The 15,044-nt window shown below is 67.3% G+C and carries 13 protein-coding genes; 2 read left to right on the top strand and 11 right to left on the bottom strand.

The window, feature by feature from the left end; all coding sequences use genetic code 11:
• Nucleotides 1–4: 4 nt before the first annotated feature.
• The 11 genes from AC1RHV_RS26365 to AC1RHV_RS26315 all read right to left on the bottom strand — a co-directional run bounded on the left by AC1RHV_RS26365 (nt 5) and on the right by AC1RHV_RS26315 (nt 13,188).
• Nucleotides 5–886, bottom strand: coding sequence for a LysR family transcriptional regulator (locus AC1RHV_RS26365; protein WP_175160912.1), 882 nt, complete (start codon nt 884–886; stop codon nt 5–7).
• 117 nt (nt 887–1,003) lie between these two features.
• On the bottom strand, nt 1,004–1,411 hold the full coding sequence (locus tag AC1RHV_RS26360; RefSeq protein ID WP_042796274.1) for a RidA family protein: 408 nt from the start codon (nt 1,409–1,411) through the stop codon (nt 1,004–1,006).
• Between the two features lie 42 nt (nt 1,412–1,453).
• Nucleotides 1,454–1,879, bottom strand: coding sequence for an acyl-CoA thioesterase (locus AC1RHV_RS26355; RefSeq protein ID WP_013391343.1), 426 nt, complete (start codon nt 1,877–1,879; stop codon nt 1,454–1,456).
• 20 nt (nt 1,880–1,899) lie between these two features.
• Nucleotides 1,900–3,540: an AMP-binding protein gene (locus AC1RHV_RS26350; RefSeq protein WP_492302260.1), complete on the bottom strand. Its 1,641-nt coding sequence runs from the start codon at nt 3,538–3,540 to the stop codon at nt 1,900–1,902.
• Between the two features lie 62 nt (nt 3,541–3,602).
• Complete coding sequence (locus tag AC1RHV_RS26345; protein ID WP_054458917.1) at nt 3,603–4,772, bottom strand: acyl-CoA dehydrogenase family protein; 1,170 nt, start codon at nt 4,770–4,772, stop codon at nt 3,603–3,605.
• A 2-nt stretch (nt 4,773–4,774) separates the two neighbouring features.
• Complete coding sequence (locus AC1RHV_RS26340) at nt 4,775–5,632, bottom strand: enoyl-CoA hydratase family protein (RefSeq protein ID WP_042796271.1); 858 nt, start codon at nt 5,630–5,632, stop codon at nt 4,775–4,777.
• 41 nt (nt 5,633–5,673) lie between these two features.
• Nucleotides 5,674–6,465: an SDR family NAD(P)-dependent oxidoreductase gene (locus AC1RHV_RS26335; protein WP_054458915.1), complete on the bottom strand. Its 792-nt coding sequence runs from the start codon at nt 6,463–6,465 to the stop codon at nt 5,674–5,676.
• On the bottom strand, nt 6,462–8,813 hold the full coding sequence (locus tag AC1RHV_RS26330; protein ID WP_054458914.1) for a bifunctional salicylyl-CoA 5-hydroxylase/oxidoreductase: 2,352 nt from the start codon (nt 8,811–8,813) through the stop codon (nt 6,462–6,464). Before AC1RHV_RS26330 ends, AC1RHV_RS26335 begins: the two co-directional genes overlap by 4 nt.
• 628 nt (nt 8,814–9,441) lie before the next feature.
• Nucleotides 9,442–11,310: a dihydroxy-acid dehydratase gene (gene ilvD / locus AC1RHV_RS26325; RefSeq protein ID WP_054459450.1), complete on the bottom strand. Its 1,869-nt coding sequence runs from the start codon at nt 11,308–11,310 to the stop codon at nt 9,442–9,444.
• A 107-nt stretch (nt 11,311–11,417) separates the two neighbouring features.
• Nucleotides 11,418–12,233 (bottom strand): AraC family transcriptional regulator, encoded by an 816-nt coding sequence (locus tag AC1RHV_RS26320; RefSeq protein ID WP_175160906.1) that lies wholly within the window; start codon nt 12,231–12,233, stop codon nt 11,418–11,420.
• Nucleotides 12,234–12,297: 64 nt separating this feature from the next.
• Nucleotides 12,298–13,188: a LysR family transcriptional regulator gene (locus tag AC1RHV_RS26315; RefSeq protein WP_492302259.1), complete on the bottom strand. Its 891-nt coding sequence runs from the start codon at nt 13,186–13,188 to the stop codon at nt 12,298–12,300.
• Between the two features lie 113 nt (nt 13,189–13,301).
• On the opposite strand from AC1RHV_RS26315, the gene AC1RHV_RS26310 reads away from it, so the two are divergent.
• Nucleotides 13,302–13,847: a GNAT family N-acetyltransferase gene (locus AC1RHV_RS26310; protein WP_054459444.1), complete on the top strand. Its 546-nt coding sequence runs from the start codon at nt 13,302–13,304 to the stop codon at nt 13,845–13,847.
• The gene (locus tag AC1RHV_RS26305; protein WP_192353058.1) at nt 13,844–15,034 is read left to right on the top strand and encodes an MFS transporter; all 1,191 of its coding nucleotides are present in this window, start codon (nt 13,844–13,846) and stop codon (nt 15,032–15,034) included. The genes AC1RHV_RS26310 and AC1RHV_RS26305 overlap by 4 nt, the downstream gene beginning before the upstream one ends.
• The last annotated feature ends 10 nt before the right edge of the window (nt 15,035–15,044 follow it).

Below are 15,044 nucleotides of genomic sequence, written 5' to 3'. Positions count from 1 at the left end.
GGGTTCAGATCCGCGCCGCGAAGAAATCCAGGAAACAGGCGATGCGCCGCGAGAGCTGCGTGTTGCGGTGATACACCGCGTGCATGGGCTGTAGATAGTCCGTGTGCACGTCTTCCATCAGCTTCACCAGCCGGCCGGCCTTGACGTCCTCGCGCACCACGAAATCGGACAGGCAGGCGATGCCCACGCCGCGCACCGCCAGTTGCCGCTGCGTCTCGCCGCTGGACGTCGCCAGCGTCGGCACCGCCAGATAGCTGGACCCGCCAGCGTGGCGCAAGGGCCAGACGTTCAGGCTTTCAGGCTGGGTGAAACCCAGCACTTCATGCGTCGCCAGGTCCTCCACCGTCTGCGGCGCGCCGCGCCGGGCCACGTAATCCGGGCTGGCCATCACCCAGCGGGGCGACGGCCGCAGCGTGCGCGCATGCAGGGTGGAATCCGTCAGCGGTCCCATGCGCAGCGCCACGTCGGTGCGATGCTCCATGAGATCCACGATGCGGTCGTTGCTGGTGAGTTCGAGCGCGATCGCCGGGTATTCCCGCCGGAACTCCGCCACCAGCGGCACCACGCAATGCAGCATGACGGGCACCGACGCGTCCACCCGCAGGCGGCCGGCCGGGCGCTGATGCACCATGCGCATGCAGTCCTCGGCTTCGTCCAGCGACGCGACGATATGCCGGGCCTTGGGCAGGAAATGCTTGCCCTCCTCGGTCAGCTCCATGCGACGGGTGGTGCGGTTGATCAGGATGACACCGAGGTCTTCCTCGAGCCGCGACAGGCCGCGGCTGACGCCCGACGCCGTGTGGCCCAGCAGCTCGGCGGCGGCGCTGAGGGAGCCGGCATCCACCACACCCAGGAACAGGCGTACCGCGTCAGAGTTCAGGGACATGAGGCTGGCTCCTTGGTTTATGGGTCGATTGTATAGAGCCCACAGCACGCAGAGCCTGCAAAAAAACGCCGAAGGCCGGACGACAGCCGGCCCTCGGCGCTCAGGAGCAACCGGCGGTTACTGCGCCGGCACCACGGCAGTAACCTCAATCTCCACCTTGGCGCGGTCCTCGACCAGGTCCGCGACCTCCACGGCCGTCATCGCCGGGAAATGCCGGCCGATGTACTCGCGGTAGTGCTTGCCGATGGCCGGATACGCCGCCACGTACTCGTTCTTGTCCGTCACGTACCACGTCATCCGGACGATATGCTCAGGCTTGGCGCCGCCTTCGGCCAGAATCGCAACAATGTTCGCCAGCGTCTGGCGCACCTGCTCCGCCAGATCGTCGGTCTCGAACTGCTGCTGGCCATTCCACCCCACCTGTCCGCCCACAAATACGAGCTTGCTGCCCACCTGCATCTCGGTGAGCACGCCATTCGAATAGCCCCGGGGCGCCATCCAATCCGGCGGTTGCAGAATCTTCATAACGTCATCCTATATTTAAGAAAAGCAAACGATCCCCGCCGCTTACGCCGCGGGAACCAGATAAGCCTGCATGCGTTCCCGCAGATCCGCAGGCAGCGGCATGGACTTCATCGTCCGCAAATCCACCGTCACGATCGTCAGCGTCGCCGACAAGCGCAACTGGCCATCCGGCCCCTCGAAACGCACCAGCGCCTTGAACGACGCGCCGCCGATGCGCTGTACTTCCAGCACCTGGCGCAAACGCTCGTGCCAGCGGCTGGGCGCGCTGAAATCGCACTGCACCGACGCCATCGGCGTGCCGATGTGCCGCTCCACGTGCAGCGCATGAAACGGCAACCCCATGCCCTTGTCGAACCACTCCTCGACAAAGTCGTTGATCATCTCGAAATAGCGAGGATAGAAAACAATGCCCGCCGGATCGCAATGACGGAAGCGGACTTCGACCTGGCTGATGAAAGGGGCTGCCATGGAATTTCCTTGTTGCCGGTTCAGGCCATCTTGCGCAGCGCAAAGCGCTGCAGCTTGCCGGTTTCGGTGCGCGGCAGCGCATCGACAAACTCGATGGCACGGGGATACTTGTAGGGCGCGATATTGGCCTTCACGAACTGCTGCAGCGCCGCGACCAGCTCGCTGCCGGCCTCATAGCCCGGCTTGAGCACCACGAAAGCCTTGACCACCTGGCCGCGCTCGTCGTCCGCCGCGCCCACCACGCCGCACTCCGCCACGGCTTCGTGGCGCAGCAACGCGTCCTCGACCTCGGGGCCGGCAATGTTGTAGCCCGCCGAAACAATCATGTCGTCGTTGCGCGCCTGATAGAAGAAGTAGCCGTCGTCATCCTGCAGGAACGTATCGCCCGGCAGGTTCCAGCCGTTCTGCACGAAGCGCCGCTGGCGTTCGTCCGCCAGATAGCGGCAGCCGGTCGGCCCCTTGATCGCCAGGCGGCCCACCGTGCCGTTGGGCACGGGATTCATGTCGTCATCGACGATCTGCGCCACATAGCCCGGCACCACCCGACCGATGGCGCCGGCCTTGACCGACTCCGGCGGGCTCGACACGAACACGTGGATCATTTCCGTGCCGCCGATGCCGTCGATCATCTCGATGCCGCTGGCCTTTTTCCAGAGCTGGCGCGTCGCGTCCGGCAGCGCCTCGCCCGCCGACACGCTCTTCTTCAGCGACGACAGGTCGAACTTGCCCACCAGCGCCGCCATCTGGCGGTAGAACGTGGGCGCCGTGAACACGATGGTGGCGCGGAAATCCTGGATCAGCTGCAGCAGGCTTTCCGGCGACAGCTTCTCGGCCAGCACCGTGCTCGCGCCCACGCGCAGCGGGAAGCACAACAGGCCGCCCAGGCCGAAGGTGAAGGCCAGCGGCGGCGTGCCGCAGAAGATGTCGTCCGGACCCGGCTTGATGACGTGCTTGGGGAACAGGTCGCACATCGCCAGCACATCGCGGTGGAAGTGCATGCAGCCCTTGGGCGCGCCCGTGGTGCCGCTGGTGAAGGCGATCAGGCACACGTCGTCCGCCGCCGTATCGCAGGCCTTGAAATCGTCCGGCTTGGCCGCCGCCAACGCATCCAGCGCATCGGGCGCCTTGTCGTTGAAGTACATGACCTTCGTCAGGCCGGGGCAATGATGCTCATGGCTGGGCTGGGTGCAGAACTCCGCCTCGTCCTTCAGGCGGGCATCGCACAACACGGCCTGGATCTGCGCCTTGTCGATGATCTGCTTGAGTTCCTTGGCGCGCAACAGCGGCATCGTCGGCACCGTCACCAGACCGGCCTTGATCGCTGCCAGCCACGAGGCGGCCATCATGGGATTGTTCGGCCCGCGCAGCAGCAGGCGGTTGCCCGGCGCCAGCCCCATGTCTTCGGCCAGCACCCGGGCGATGCGATTGGTCAGCGCGGCCAGCTCGCGGTAAGTCATCGTGGCCTGCTTGCCGTCCTGGCTCCAGCGCAGCGCGACGCGCTCGCCATGGCCGCGCTCGACCATGGCGTCCACCAGTTCGACCGCGCAATTGAAGCGTTTCGGATAGGCCACGTCGGGGCCGTCGAGCAGGAACTCTGGCCATTGTTCGCCCGGGGGCAGATTGTCCCGGGCGAAAGTGTCGATGTGGGCGGATGCTTCCATGGAATTCCCCTTGCTATTGCGGTGTAGTTGCTGTGCCGGGACGACGGAGCTCGATGGCTGCCTTACGCCTTCAGCAGTTCACGGGCAATGATCAACTTCTGCACTTCTGTCGCGCCTTCGTAGATCCGCAGCGCTCTTATTTCCCTGTAAAGCTTCTCCACCGGCATCCCCGACACCACGCCCGCGCCGCCGAACATCTGCAGTGCGCGGTCGATCACGGTCTGCGCCGATTCCGTGGCCGTCATCTTGGCCATGGCCGCTTCGCGCGTGGTGCGCTGCTTCAGCACGTCGCGCATCCAGGCCGCGCGGTAGGTCAGGAGCGCAGACGCGTCGATGGCGGTCGCCATGTCGCCCAGCGCGGCCTGCGTCAGTTGCAGGTCCGACAGCGTCTGGCCGAACATGCGGCGCGACTTGGAACGCGCCAGTCCTTCGTCCAGCGCGCGGCGCGCAAAACCCAGCGCGGCAGCCGCCACCGAGGCGCGGAAGATGTCCAGCGTCATCATGGCCAGCTTGAAGCCCTGGCCCGCGTCGCCCAGCCGGTGCGACGCCGGAATGCGGCAGTTGTCGAACGTGATGGTCGCCAGCGGGTGCGGCGCGATCAGGTCGATGCGTTCGCTGACCTCGAAGCCCGGCGTGTCGGCATCCACCACGAAGGCGCTGATGCCGCGCGCGCCGGGGGCTTCGCCAGTGCGCGCGAACACGCAATAGAAATCCGCGATGCCGCCGTTGGAAATCCAGGTCTTGGCGCCATTCAGCACGTAGTGGTCGCCTTCCAGCCTGGCTTCGCAGGCCAGCGCGGCCACGTCGGAGCCGGCGTCGGGTTCCGACAGCGCGAAGGCCGCGATGGCCTCGCCGCGGGCCACGCGCGGCAGATAGCGTTGGCGCAGTTCGTCCGAGCCCATCAGCGAAATCGCGCCGCTGCCCAGCCCCTGCATGGCGAAGGCGAAATCGGCCAGCCCTTCGTGGCGCGCCAGGGTTTCGCGCAGAATGCACACGGCGCGGGAATCCACTTCCGGCAGCGCGCCGCCCCAGGCGCCGCCAGGGCCGCCCGCGACCGCGTAGCGCAGCCAGCCGGCCTCGCCCATGGCGCGCACCAGCTTCTTGCAGGCGCCGTCGGCGTCATGGTGATCCACGTCCCCCAGGGACGCTTCGCACCAGGCGTCGACCTCGTGCGCCAGCTTGCGGTGCGCATCGTCGAAAAAAGGCCAATCCAGCCAGCTTGCGTCGCGCATGCTCAGTCCCCTTGGAACACCGGTTTTTGCTTGGCCACGAAGGCCTCGTAGGCGCGGCGGAAGTCGCGCGTCTGCATGCAGATGGCCTGGGCCTCGGCTTCGGCCTCGATGGCCTCGTCCACGCCCATGTTCCATTCCTGGTGCAGCAGCTTCTTGGTCACGCCGTGGGCGAAGGTCGGGCCCGCGGCCAGCTGCGCGGCCAGCGTCTGCGCGGCATCGGCCAGCGCGCCGGGTTCATGCAGGGCATTGAAAAAGCCCCAGCTGGCGCCTTCTTCCGCCGTCATTGCGCGGCCCGTGTAGAGCAGTTCGGACGCGCGGCCCTGGCCGATCATGCGCGGCAACAAGGTGCAGGCGCCCATGTCGGCGCCGGCCAGGCCGACGCGCGTGAACAGGAAGGCGGTGCGCGCGGCGGGCGTGCCCAGGCGCATGTCCGAGGCCAGGGCCACCATCGCGCCCGCGCCGGCGCAGATGCCGTCGACCGCCGCCACGATGGGCTGCGGGCAAGCGCGCATGGCCTTGACCAGATCGCCCGTCATGCGGGTGAAGTCCAGCAGCTCGGGCATGCTCATCTTGGTCAGCGGACCGATGATCTCGTGCACGTCGCCGCCCGAGCAAAAGTTGCCGCCCGCGCCCGTCACCACCACGACCTTGATGTCGGTGGCGTACACCAGCGCGCGGAACAGATCGCGCAGCTCGGCGTAGGAGTCGAACGTCAGCGGGTTCTTGCGCTCGGGGCGATTCAGCGTCACCGTGCCGATCTTGCCGTCGGCCGACACCTGCCACAGGAACGTCTTGGCCTGGTAGCCGGCAAACGGACGCTTGTGGTGTTTCATGGTGTGTTCTTCGGGCTGGGTGCTCATGGTGTCTCCGTTCGTGAATTGGGGTGGATGGGGCGCCGGCTTCAGCCGGTCATCACTTCGCCGCCGTCGACGGCGATGGCCTGGCCATTGACCGAGGCCGAGGCCGGCAGGGCCAGCCAGGCGACCGTCTCGGCCACTTCCTCGGGCTGCACCAGGCGGCCCTGGGGGTTGCGCTCGGCCAGCTTGGCGCGCGCGGCGTCCGGCGTCATGCCGGTCTTCTCGACGATGTTCGACACCGCGCCGCGCACGATGTCGGTTTCGGTGTAGCCGGGGCACACGGCGTTGACCGTGACGCCCTTTTGCGCGGTTTCCAGCGCCAGCGAGCGGGTCAGGCCGATCACGCCGTGCTTGGCCGCGCAATAGGCGCTGACATAGCCGTAGCCGATCAGGCCGGCCGTGCTGGCCACGTTGATTACCCGGCCCCATTTTTCCTGCAGCATGCCGGGCAACGCGGCCTGGATGCAGTGGAAGGTCCCGGTCAGGTTGACGTCCAGCATGGACTGCCACAGCGCCGCGTCCGTACGGTCAAATCGCTGGCTGACGGCCTGGCCGGCGTTGTTCACCAGCACCAGCACGGGGCCGAACTCGGCCTCGGCCTGGGCGAAGGCCGCCCGCACCGAGGCTTCGTTGGCGATGTCGGCGCTGACGGCCTGCACTTGGCCCAGGCTGGCCAGGCTGTCGGCCGCGGCGTCCAGGGCCGCACCATCGCGGCCCAGCAGCGTGACGCGCGCGCCGCGCTGCAAGAGCGCCCGGGCGCAGGCCAGCCCGATGCCGCGGGCGCCGCCCGTCACCAGGGCGTGGCGTCCGGCCAGCGGGAGCGGAGTTGCGTTCATTTGATATCCAGTTGCGCCATGGCCGCGGCGCGTTCGAAGTTGGTTTCCAGTTGGCGCTTGCCTGCGAAGTACTGGCTCGGCCATGAAACATCACGGTAGCCCACTCGCGCCGCTTCGCGTAGCGTCCAGGAGGCGTCAGCCAAATGGGGACGCGCCAGCGCGCAAAGGTCGGCGCGACCCGAGGCGATGATGCCGTTGGCGTGGTCGGCCTCGAAGATGGCGCCCACCGCGATCGTCGGAATGCCGGCCTCGTTGCGCACGCGGTCCGCGAACGGGGTCTGGAACATGCGGCCGTAGACCGGCTTTTCTTCCTTGCTGACCTGGCCGGACGAGCAGTCGATCATGTCGGCGCCGGCTGCCTTGAAGTGGCGCGCGATCTCCACCGCGTCATCGGCCGTGATGCCGCCTTCCACCCAGTCGCTGGCGGAGATCCGCACCGACATGGGCTTGTTCTCGGGCCATACCGCGCGCACGGCATGGAACACCTCCAGCGGGAAGCGCAGGCGGTTCTCCAGGCTGCCGCCGTATTCGTCGCTGCGGTGGTTCGTGAGCGGCGAGATGAAGCTGGACAGCAGGTAGCCGTGCGCGCAGTGCAGCTCCAGCCAATCGAAGCCAGCCTGCTCGGCGCGGCGGGCGGCGGCCACGAAGTTGTCGCGCACATCGTCCATGTCGGCGCGCGTCATGGCGCGCGGCGTCTGCGACACGCCTTCGATGTAAGGCAGGGCCGACGCCGACAAGAGCGGCCAGTTGCCTTCGGCCAGCGGATGATCGATCTTCTGCCAGCCCAGCTGCGTGGAACCCTTGCGGCCGGCGTGGCCCAGCTGCAGGCCGATGCGGGCATCGCTGTTGCCATGCACGAAGCCGACGATGCGGGCGAACGCGTCGCGCTGCTCGTCGTTCCAGAGGCCCGGGCAGCCCGGGGTGATGCGGCCGTCCGGCGACACGCAGGTCATCTCGACCATGACGAGGCCCGCGCCGCCCATGGCGCGCGCGCCCAGGTGCACCAGGTGGAAATCGCCCGGCACGCCATCGGTGCACGAATACATGGCCATCGGCGACACCAGGATGCGGTTCTTCAGCCGCACGCCGCGCGCCTGATAGGGCGTCAGCATCGGGATCGCAGGCCGCTGGCCCGGCGCGGCGGCAGCGCCGGCGCGTTCCGCGATCCAGCGCTCGAAGCCTTCCAGCCAGGCGGGGTCGCGCAGGCGCAGGTTTTCATGCGAAATCCGCTGCGAGCGGGTCAGGAGCGAATAGGCGAACTGCTCAGGCTCCAGGTCGGCATAGCGCTCGACGTTCTCGAACCATTCGGTGGAGTTGCGGGCGGCGTTCTGGATCTTCAGCACTTCGACGCTGCGCACTTCCTCGTAGTGCTTCAGGCCCGCTTCGACGCTGCCTTCGGCGCCGCTCAGGCAGCGCGCCAGCTCGATCGCGTCTTCCAGGGCCAGCTTGGTACCGGAGCCGATCGAGAAGTGCGCGGTGTGGGCGGCATCGCCCATCAGCACCACCGGCACGCGGCGCTCGCCGCGGGCGGTGTCGAGCTTGTTCCAGTGCACCCAGGTATTGCAGATGACGCGCGGGAAGCGGATCCAGATGGCCGAGCCGCGCAGGTGCGTAGCGTTGCTGATCAGCGGATTGCCATCCAGCCAGGGCGCGAACAGCTTTTCGCAGTAGGCGATGCCCTCTTCCTGGCTCATCTGCTCGATGCCGGCGGCCTGCCAGGTTTCCTCGGGCGTCTCCACAATGAACGTGGACATGCCGTCTTCGTAGCGGTAGGCGTGCGCCTGGAACCAGCCGTGCTCGGTCTGGACGAAGGCGAAGGTGAAGGCATCGAACACCTTCTTGGTGCCCAGCCACACGAAGCGGCAGCGGCGCTGGTCGATGTCCGGATGGAAAGTGTCGGCGTAGCGGGTACGGACCTGGCTGTTGATGCCGTCCGAGGCGATGACCAGGTCGGCGTCGTATTCGCGGGCGATGGCCTGGTCGTCCTGGATGAACTGTTCGAACACCAGCTTCACGCCCACGTCCTCGCAGCGCGCCTGCAGGATGTTCAGCAGCTTCTTGCGGCCGATGCCGATGAAGCCGTGGCCGCCGCTGCGGATGCTGCGGCCCTTGAAGTTGATGTCGATGTCGTCCCAGTGGTTGAAGGCGTCGCCGATGGTCTGGGCGGAAACGGGGTCGGCTTCACGCAGGTTCTGCATGGTGGCGTCGGAGAACACCACCCCCCAGCCGAAGGTGTCGTAAGGGCGGTTGCGCTCGATCACGGTGACTTCGTTGGCGGGGTCTTGCAGCTTCATGAGCAGACCGAAATACAGGCCGGCGGGGCCCCCGCCGATGCAGACTATTTTCATTGCCGTAGCGCTCCGTGGTAAGCGACATCCGCTCTGAATTCCTGGAGCTGGCGGCCGCAGATATTTAAACCTGGATAGTTTAGGCTTGAAATATATACCTGAAGGTCCCGAGGCGCAAATGGGGAAAGTATCTAGATACTTTGGACCTAAATAGGGACGCGCTTGCCGCCCCACCGCATTCGCGCCAGCGAACACAATAGCAATGAAAGCAATCACGTATGTCATTGTCGGCCGCCTGCGCGGCCGACAATGACGGGCAACACAAGCCCCGCCCCCGACCACGGACGCAGCAGCGCCACAAACCAAGACTCAAGCAGCCCGTCGGCGCCGGCGCGTGGGAGGCGAGCAACCTCGATGCGCCCGAGGGAATCTGAAGGGAAGGCCGAAGGCCTGGACGAAGATGACGAAGGGGCAGTCCGGAGCGAAGGCTCCGGACCGCAATCGTGGGCGCTCGCCTCCCACGCGCCGGCGCCGACGGGCGGCCTACGAAGCACTACGGCACCGGCACCGGCACCCGCACCCGCACGCACGCACGCACGCACGACGTCAACACCAACCAGCACTCACCAGACGCCAAAAAAAAAGCGGCGCTAAAAAGCGCCGCCCTCTTACCCAACAGCAAGCAAAATCAACGCTTGCCCTTCTGCTTCAGCTGCGACAAATCCCGCACAGCCCCGCGATCCGCCGAAGTCGCCAACGCCGCATACGCTTGCAGCGCCTGCGACACGACACGTTCGCGACCGACCGGCTCCCAGCCATCGGCACGAGCATCCATCGCCGCCCGGCGGCGCGCCAGTTCCTCGTCGGACACCGCCAGATGCATCTTGCGGTTCGGGATATCGATCTCGATCACGTCGCCCTCTTCCACCAGGCCGATCGTGCCGCCTTCCGCCGCTTCCGGCGAAGCATGGCCGATCACCAGACCCGACGAACCGCCAGAGAAACGGCCATCGGTAAACAGCGCGCAAGTCTTGCCCAGGCCCTTGGACTTCAAGTACGACGTCGGGTACAGCATTTCCTGCATGCCCGGACCGCCCTTCGGGCCTTCGTAGCGGATCACCACCACGTCGCCCGGAACGATCTTGTCGCCCAGAATGCCTTCCACCGCATCGTCCTGGCTTTCGAAAACGCGCGCACGGCCGGTAAAGACCCATTGCGACTCGTCCACGCCCGCCGTCTTCACGATGCAGCCCTTTTCAGCCAGGTTGCCGTAAAGCACGGCCAGGCCGCCGTCCTTCGAATAGGCGCTTTCCTTGCTGCGGATGCAGCCCGTCTTGCGGTCGGTATCCAGCGTCAGGAAGGTTGCGTCCTGGCTGAACGCCACCGTGGTCGGAATGCCGCCCGGAGCCGCCCGGTAGAACTTCTGCGCCTCTTCGCCAGCGCCGCCGGCCACGTCCCATTGCTTGATCGCATTGCCCAGCGTGCCGCTGTGCACGTTGCCGCAGGACAGATCGAGCAGGTCCGCGCGCGCCAGTTCACCCAGGATGCCCAGGATGCCGCCAGCGCGGTGCACGTCTTCGATGTGGTATTTGTCGGTGGCGGGCGCCGCCTTGCACAGGCATGGCACCTTGCGCGAAATGCGGTCGATGTCGGCCATGGTGAAGTCCACGCCAGCTTCCTGCGCCGCGGCCAGCAAGTGCAACACGGTGTTGGTCGAGCCGCCCATGGCCACGTCCAGCGCCATCGCGTTCTGGAACGCGCTCTTGGTGGCGATGCTGCGCGGCAGGACCGACGCGTCCTCTTCCTGGTAGTAACGACGGCACAGGTCCACCACCAGGCGGCCGGCCTGTTCGAACAGACCCTTGCGCCAGGCGTGCGTGGCAACGATCGTGCCGTTGCCCGGCAGCGCCAGGCCGATGGCTTCGGTCAGACAGTTCATCGAGTTGGCGGTGAACATGCCGGAACAGGAGCCGCAGGTCGGGCAGGCGCTGCGTTCGACTTCCGCCACTTCCGCATCCGACACCTTGGGGTCGGCGGCCTTGATCATGGCGTCGATCAGGTCGATCTTGGCGATGACCTTGCCGTCGGTGGGCGACTTGACCTTGCCCGCTTCCATCGGACCGCCCGACACGAACACGACCGGGATGTTCAGGCGCATCGCGGCCATCAGCATCCCCGGGGTGATCTTGTCGCAGTTCGAGATGCAGACCATGGCGTCGGCGCAGTGCGCGTTGACCATGTATTCGACCGAGTCGGCGATCAGTTCGCGCGAGGGCAGCGAATACAGCATGCCGCCGTGGCCCATGGCGATGCCGTCGTCCACGGCAATGGTGTTGAATTCCTTGGCGACGCCGCCTGCGGCCTCGATTTCCTTGGCGACCAGCGCGCCCAGGTCGCGCAGGTGCACGTGGCCCGGCACGAACTGCGTGAACGAGTTCACTACCGCGATGATCGGCTTGCCGAAGTCGCCGTCCTTCATGCCGGTGGCGCGCCACAGGGCGCGGGCGCCGGCCATGTTGCGGCCGTGGGTCGAGGTGCGGGAGCGGTAGTGCGGCATGGTTTGTCTCTGGCTGTAGCTGTTAGCGTAGGCGGCAAAACGTTAAATAATACGCTGGTTCGGGCCGCCCTCGCCCGTCGGCCGCCCCCGGGACGCAGCCGCGGCCATCAGGCGGACGCCATGCCGCGGGCCGCGAAGGCGCTGGGCGGCTCGCCCACGGCCTTGCGGAACATGGCCGCGAAAGCGCTGGGGCTTTCGTACCCCAGGTCCAGCGCCACCTCCAGCACACGTTCGCCGCGCGCCAGCCGCTCCATTGCCGCCAGGAGCCGCGCCTGCTGGCGCCACCGGCCAAAGGTCATGCCGGTGTGCCGCAGGAACAGCCGGTGCACCGTCTTCGGGTCCACTCCCAGCGCGCGCCCCCAGTCGGCCGCGCCGTCCTGGCGTTCCGGGTGGCGCACGATGGCGCGGCAAATGCGCGCCAGGCGGGGTTCGGAAGGCTGCGGCAGGTGCAGCGGCAGCACCGGCTCCTGGCGCAATTCGTCCAGCAGCAACATCATCAGCCGGCCGTCGCGCGTGTCGGGCGCCCAGTCCAGCGGCACCTCGGCCGCCGCGACCATCAGCTCGCGCAACAAAGGGGAAATCGACAACACACAGCAGCTGGACGGCAAGTGCGCGGCCGCGCCCGGCTCCACAAACACGGTGCGCATGCGCGGCTCGCCACTCATGCGCAGGCCGTGCGACACCCAGGCCGGCACCCAGACGCCGCGCGTGGGCGGCACCACCCAGATCCCGGCGTCGGTATCCACCACCATGACCCCGGAGATGGCGTACAGCAACTGGGCGCGGCGGTGCCGGTGGCGGCGCACGCGGTGGCCGTCTTCGTAATCCACCGCCAATCCGGCCACCGGACGCCGCGAGGACTCATAAGGAAACAGGTCCAGCTCTGCGGGCTTATAGGGCTTGCGGGCAGCAGGCTTGTCCATTTTGCGATGATTGTGATTCAAGTGGCGTGGAATGGTCTGCGCCAGTGTACCCACGTCCTTGGGTTCACCCTCGCAACGCCAGCAGCGAGTCCTGCAGATGCCGCAACCCCCGGCTGAGCGGCTTGTCCCTTCGCAGCACGATGGCCAGGCTGCGCGACAGGCGCGGCGCCAGCGAGCGCACCTCCAGCGCCTGGCGCTGGCCCGCGCCCGACACCGCCAGCCTGGGCAGGATCGCGCAACCCAGGCCCGCGGCGACGATCTCCTTCATGGCCTCGGTGCTGCCCAGCTCCATCACGGGCTTGGCGGCCAGCCCGGCTTCCTCGAACCAGTCGTTCACCAGGCGGCGTGTGCGCGCGCCCGGTTCGAACAGCACCAGCGGCAGCTGCGCCAGCGCCTGCGGCGTGGCGGCCGCGGGTATGGCGGCCGGATCGCGGGCGGGAAAGATCGCCACGAACTCGTCATCCAGCACCGGCGTGACCTGGAACATGCGTCCCGGCGCGGGCAAGGTGACCAGGCCGATATCGAGCGTGTTGTTCTCCAGCCCGCGCAGCATGTCCGCCGTATTGCCGGTGCTGGCCACGATATCCAATGCCGGAAAGCGCCGCCGCAGGTCCGCCAGGATCGGCGGCAGCAGATAGGTGCAGGCGGTGGCGCCCGTGCCCAGCCGGATGCGGCCGGACACCTGCGACGCATGCGCGGTCATGGCAAGTTCGGCCTGCGCCAGCGCCGCGTCGATGACGCGCACGTGCGACAGCAGCTCCAGCCCGGCCGCTGTCGGGCCGGCGCGGCGGCCGATGCGTTCCACCAGCTTCAGGCCGAAGCGCCGCTCCAACTGGCGGATCTGCAGGCTGACGGCGGGCTGCGTCACGCCGCCCCGCTCCGCCGCGGCGGAAAAACTGCCCAGTTCGATCACCTGCGCAAAGGTGCGCAGGTGATCCAGGTTAAGGCCACGCATCGCTGAATCCATAGTTTTACTTATACAAATCATAATGGACCAAAGCTTTATTAATAAATAAGCTTGCGCGACACTGGCGGCTTCTGTTTTCCTTTCCTGCTCACGGCCCGCCCATGTCGTCCCCCCGCCCCACCGTCCTCATCCGCGACAGCGCGGAAGCCGATCTTCCCGCCATCAAGACCATCTACGCCCACCATGTACAGCACGGCACCGCCTCGTTCGAGCTGGAGCCGCCGTCCATCCAGGAAATGCGCCAGCGCCGCGGCGCCGTACTGGAAAAGGAAATGCCCTATCTGGTGGCCGAGATCAACGGTGAGGTCGTGGGCTACGCCTACGTCACGCCTTACCGCCCGCGCCCGGCCTACCGCCACACGGTCGAAGATTCGGTGTACGTAAAGGCGGGCCGCTCCGGCCTGGGCATCGGCGGCAAGCTGCTGGCCGAGCTGATCGAGCGCTGCACCGCCGCCGGCTGGCGCCAGATGCTGGCCGTCGTGGGCGACAGCCGCAACGCCGCATCGCTGGCGCTGCACGCCAGCCAGGGCTTCCATCCCGCCGGCACCCTGCGTTCGGTGGGGCACAAGCATGGCGAATGGCGCGACACGGTGCTGATGCAGCGCGCGCTGGGCGAAGGCGACGCCACGCCGCCGCAACGGCCGTGATTGCGCCGCGCGCCATCGTCTGCCTGGGGCTGACGCAACTGGTCGGCTGGGGCGTGACGTACTACTTGATCGGCGCCCTGGGACCCGCAATGGCCGCCGACCTGGGCTGGAACGCCGCCACCGTCTACGGCGGTTTTTCGGCGGCCATCGTGGTGATGGCCCTGGTGTCTCCGCTGGCCGGCATGGCCGTGGACCGCTGGGGCGGCCATCGCGTCATGCCGCTGGGCGCGCTACTGGGCGCGCTGGGCTGCACGGGCCTGTCGATCGCGCACGCCATACCTTGGTACTTCCTGTCCTGGGCCGTGCTGGGCGTTGGCATGCGGCTGAGCCTGTACGACGCGGCTTTCGCCTCGCTGGCGCGCGCGGCCGGCCCCTTGGCGCGCCGGCCCATGTCGCAGATCACATTGTTCGGCGGACTCGCGTCCACGGTGATGTGGCCGGTAGGCCATGCGCTGTCGGGCTGGCTGGGCTGGCGCGGCGCGGCGCTGGCCTATGCCGGTTTGGCGCTGGCCACGGTGCCGCTTTACCTGGCGCTGCCGCGTGCACGCTATGCAGCGGCCCCCGGCGGCAAGGACAAGGCGCCCGCCGGCCTCACCCGCAACGCCGCCGAGCGCCGCCTGGCGGGCGGACTGTACGCGTTGGTCGCCATGCTGACCAACTTTCTGGCGGCGGGCAACGCGGCCCATCTGATTTCATTGCTGTCGGGCCTAGGCTTGGCCGCGGCCGCCGCGGTCAGCGTCGCGGCCCTGTGGGGTGTCGGCCAGTTCGCGGCCCGTCTGGCCGACGTGGCGTTGGGCTCGCGCCTGCATCCGCTGACATTGACGCTGGCGGTCGGCGCGCTGCTGCCCCTGTGCTTCCTGCTGGCGCTGCTGTCCGGCGGCAACCTCTATGCCACCGCCACCTACGCGCTGCTTTATGGCGCCTGCAATGGCCTCTTGACCATCACGCGCGGCACCCTGCCGCTGGCGCTCTTCGATTTCCGCAGCTATGGCACGCTGGTGGGTTCATTGCTGATCCCCAGCTTCCTGGTCACCGCCGCCTCTCCGGTCGCCTATGCCTACATCGTGGACAGCTACGGCGCACGCGGCGCGATGGGGCTGTCGGTGGGCTTGGCCGCGGCTATCGGTGCGGCAGCGTTCGCGCTAAGGTGGAAGTTCATCGCCAGGACGCGCGCGGCGTTTGCCTGAAGCGCCGGCC

This window comes from Achromobacter sp. GW823-FHT04E03 (assembly GCF_058796095.1).
This window is presented reverse-complemented; position numbering and strand designations above follow the sequence as displayed.

Coding starts and splice junctions, on each gene's coding strand:
- AC1RHV_RS26330 (WP_054458914.1), bottom strand. CDS start 8,813: ATGAAAATAGTCTGCATCGGCGGGGGCCCCGCCGGCCTGTATTTCGGT.
- AC1RHV_RS26335 (WP_054458915.1), bottom strand. CDS start 6,465: ATGAACGCAACTCCGCTCCCGCTGGCCGGACGCCACGCCCTGGTGACG.
- AC1RHV_RS26340 (WP_042796271.1), bottom strand. CDS start 5,632: ATGAGCACCCAGCCCGAAGAACACACCATGAAACACCACAAGCGTCCG.
- AC1RHV_RS26365 (WP_175160912.1), bottom strand. CDS start 886: ATGTCCCTGAACTCTGACGCGGTACGCCTGTTCCTGGGTGTGGTGGAT.
- AC1RHV_RS26315 (WP_492302259.1), bottom strand. CDS start 13,188: ATGCGTGGCCTTAACCTGGATCACCTGCGCACCTTTGCGCAGGTGATC.
- AC1RHV_RS26350 (WP_492302260.1), bottom strand. CDS start 3,540: ATGGAAGCATCCGCCCACATCGACACTTTCGCCCGGGACAATCTGCCC.
- AC1RHV_RS26360 (WP_042796274.1), bottom strand. CDS start 1,411: ATGAAGATTCTGCAACCGCCGGATTGGATGGCGCCCCGGGGCTATTCG.
- ilvD (WP_054459450.1), bottom strand. CDS start 11,310: ATGCCGCACTACCGCTCCCGCACCTCGACCCACGGCCGCAACATGGCC.
- AC1RHV_RS26345 (WP_054458917.1), bottom strand. CDS start 4,772: ATGCGCGACGCAAGCTGGCTGGATTGGCCTTTTTTCGACGATGCGCAC.
- AC1RHV_RS26310 (WP_054459444.1), top strand. CDS start 13,302: ATGTCGTCCCCCCGCCCCACCGTCCTCATCCGCGACAGCGCGGAAGCC.
- AC1RHV_RS26355 (WP_013391343.1), bottom strand. CDS start 1,879: ATGGCAGCCCCTTTCATCAGCCAGGTCGAAGTCCGCTTCCGTCATTGC.
- AC1RHV_RS26320 (WP_175160906.1), bottom strand. CDS start 12,233: ATGGACAAGCCTGCTGCCCGCAAGCCCTATAAGCCCGCAGAGCTGGAC.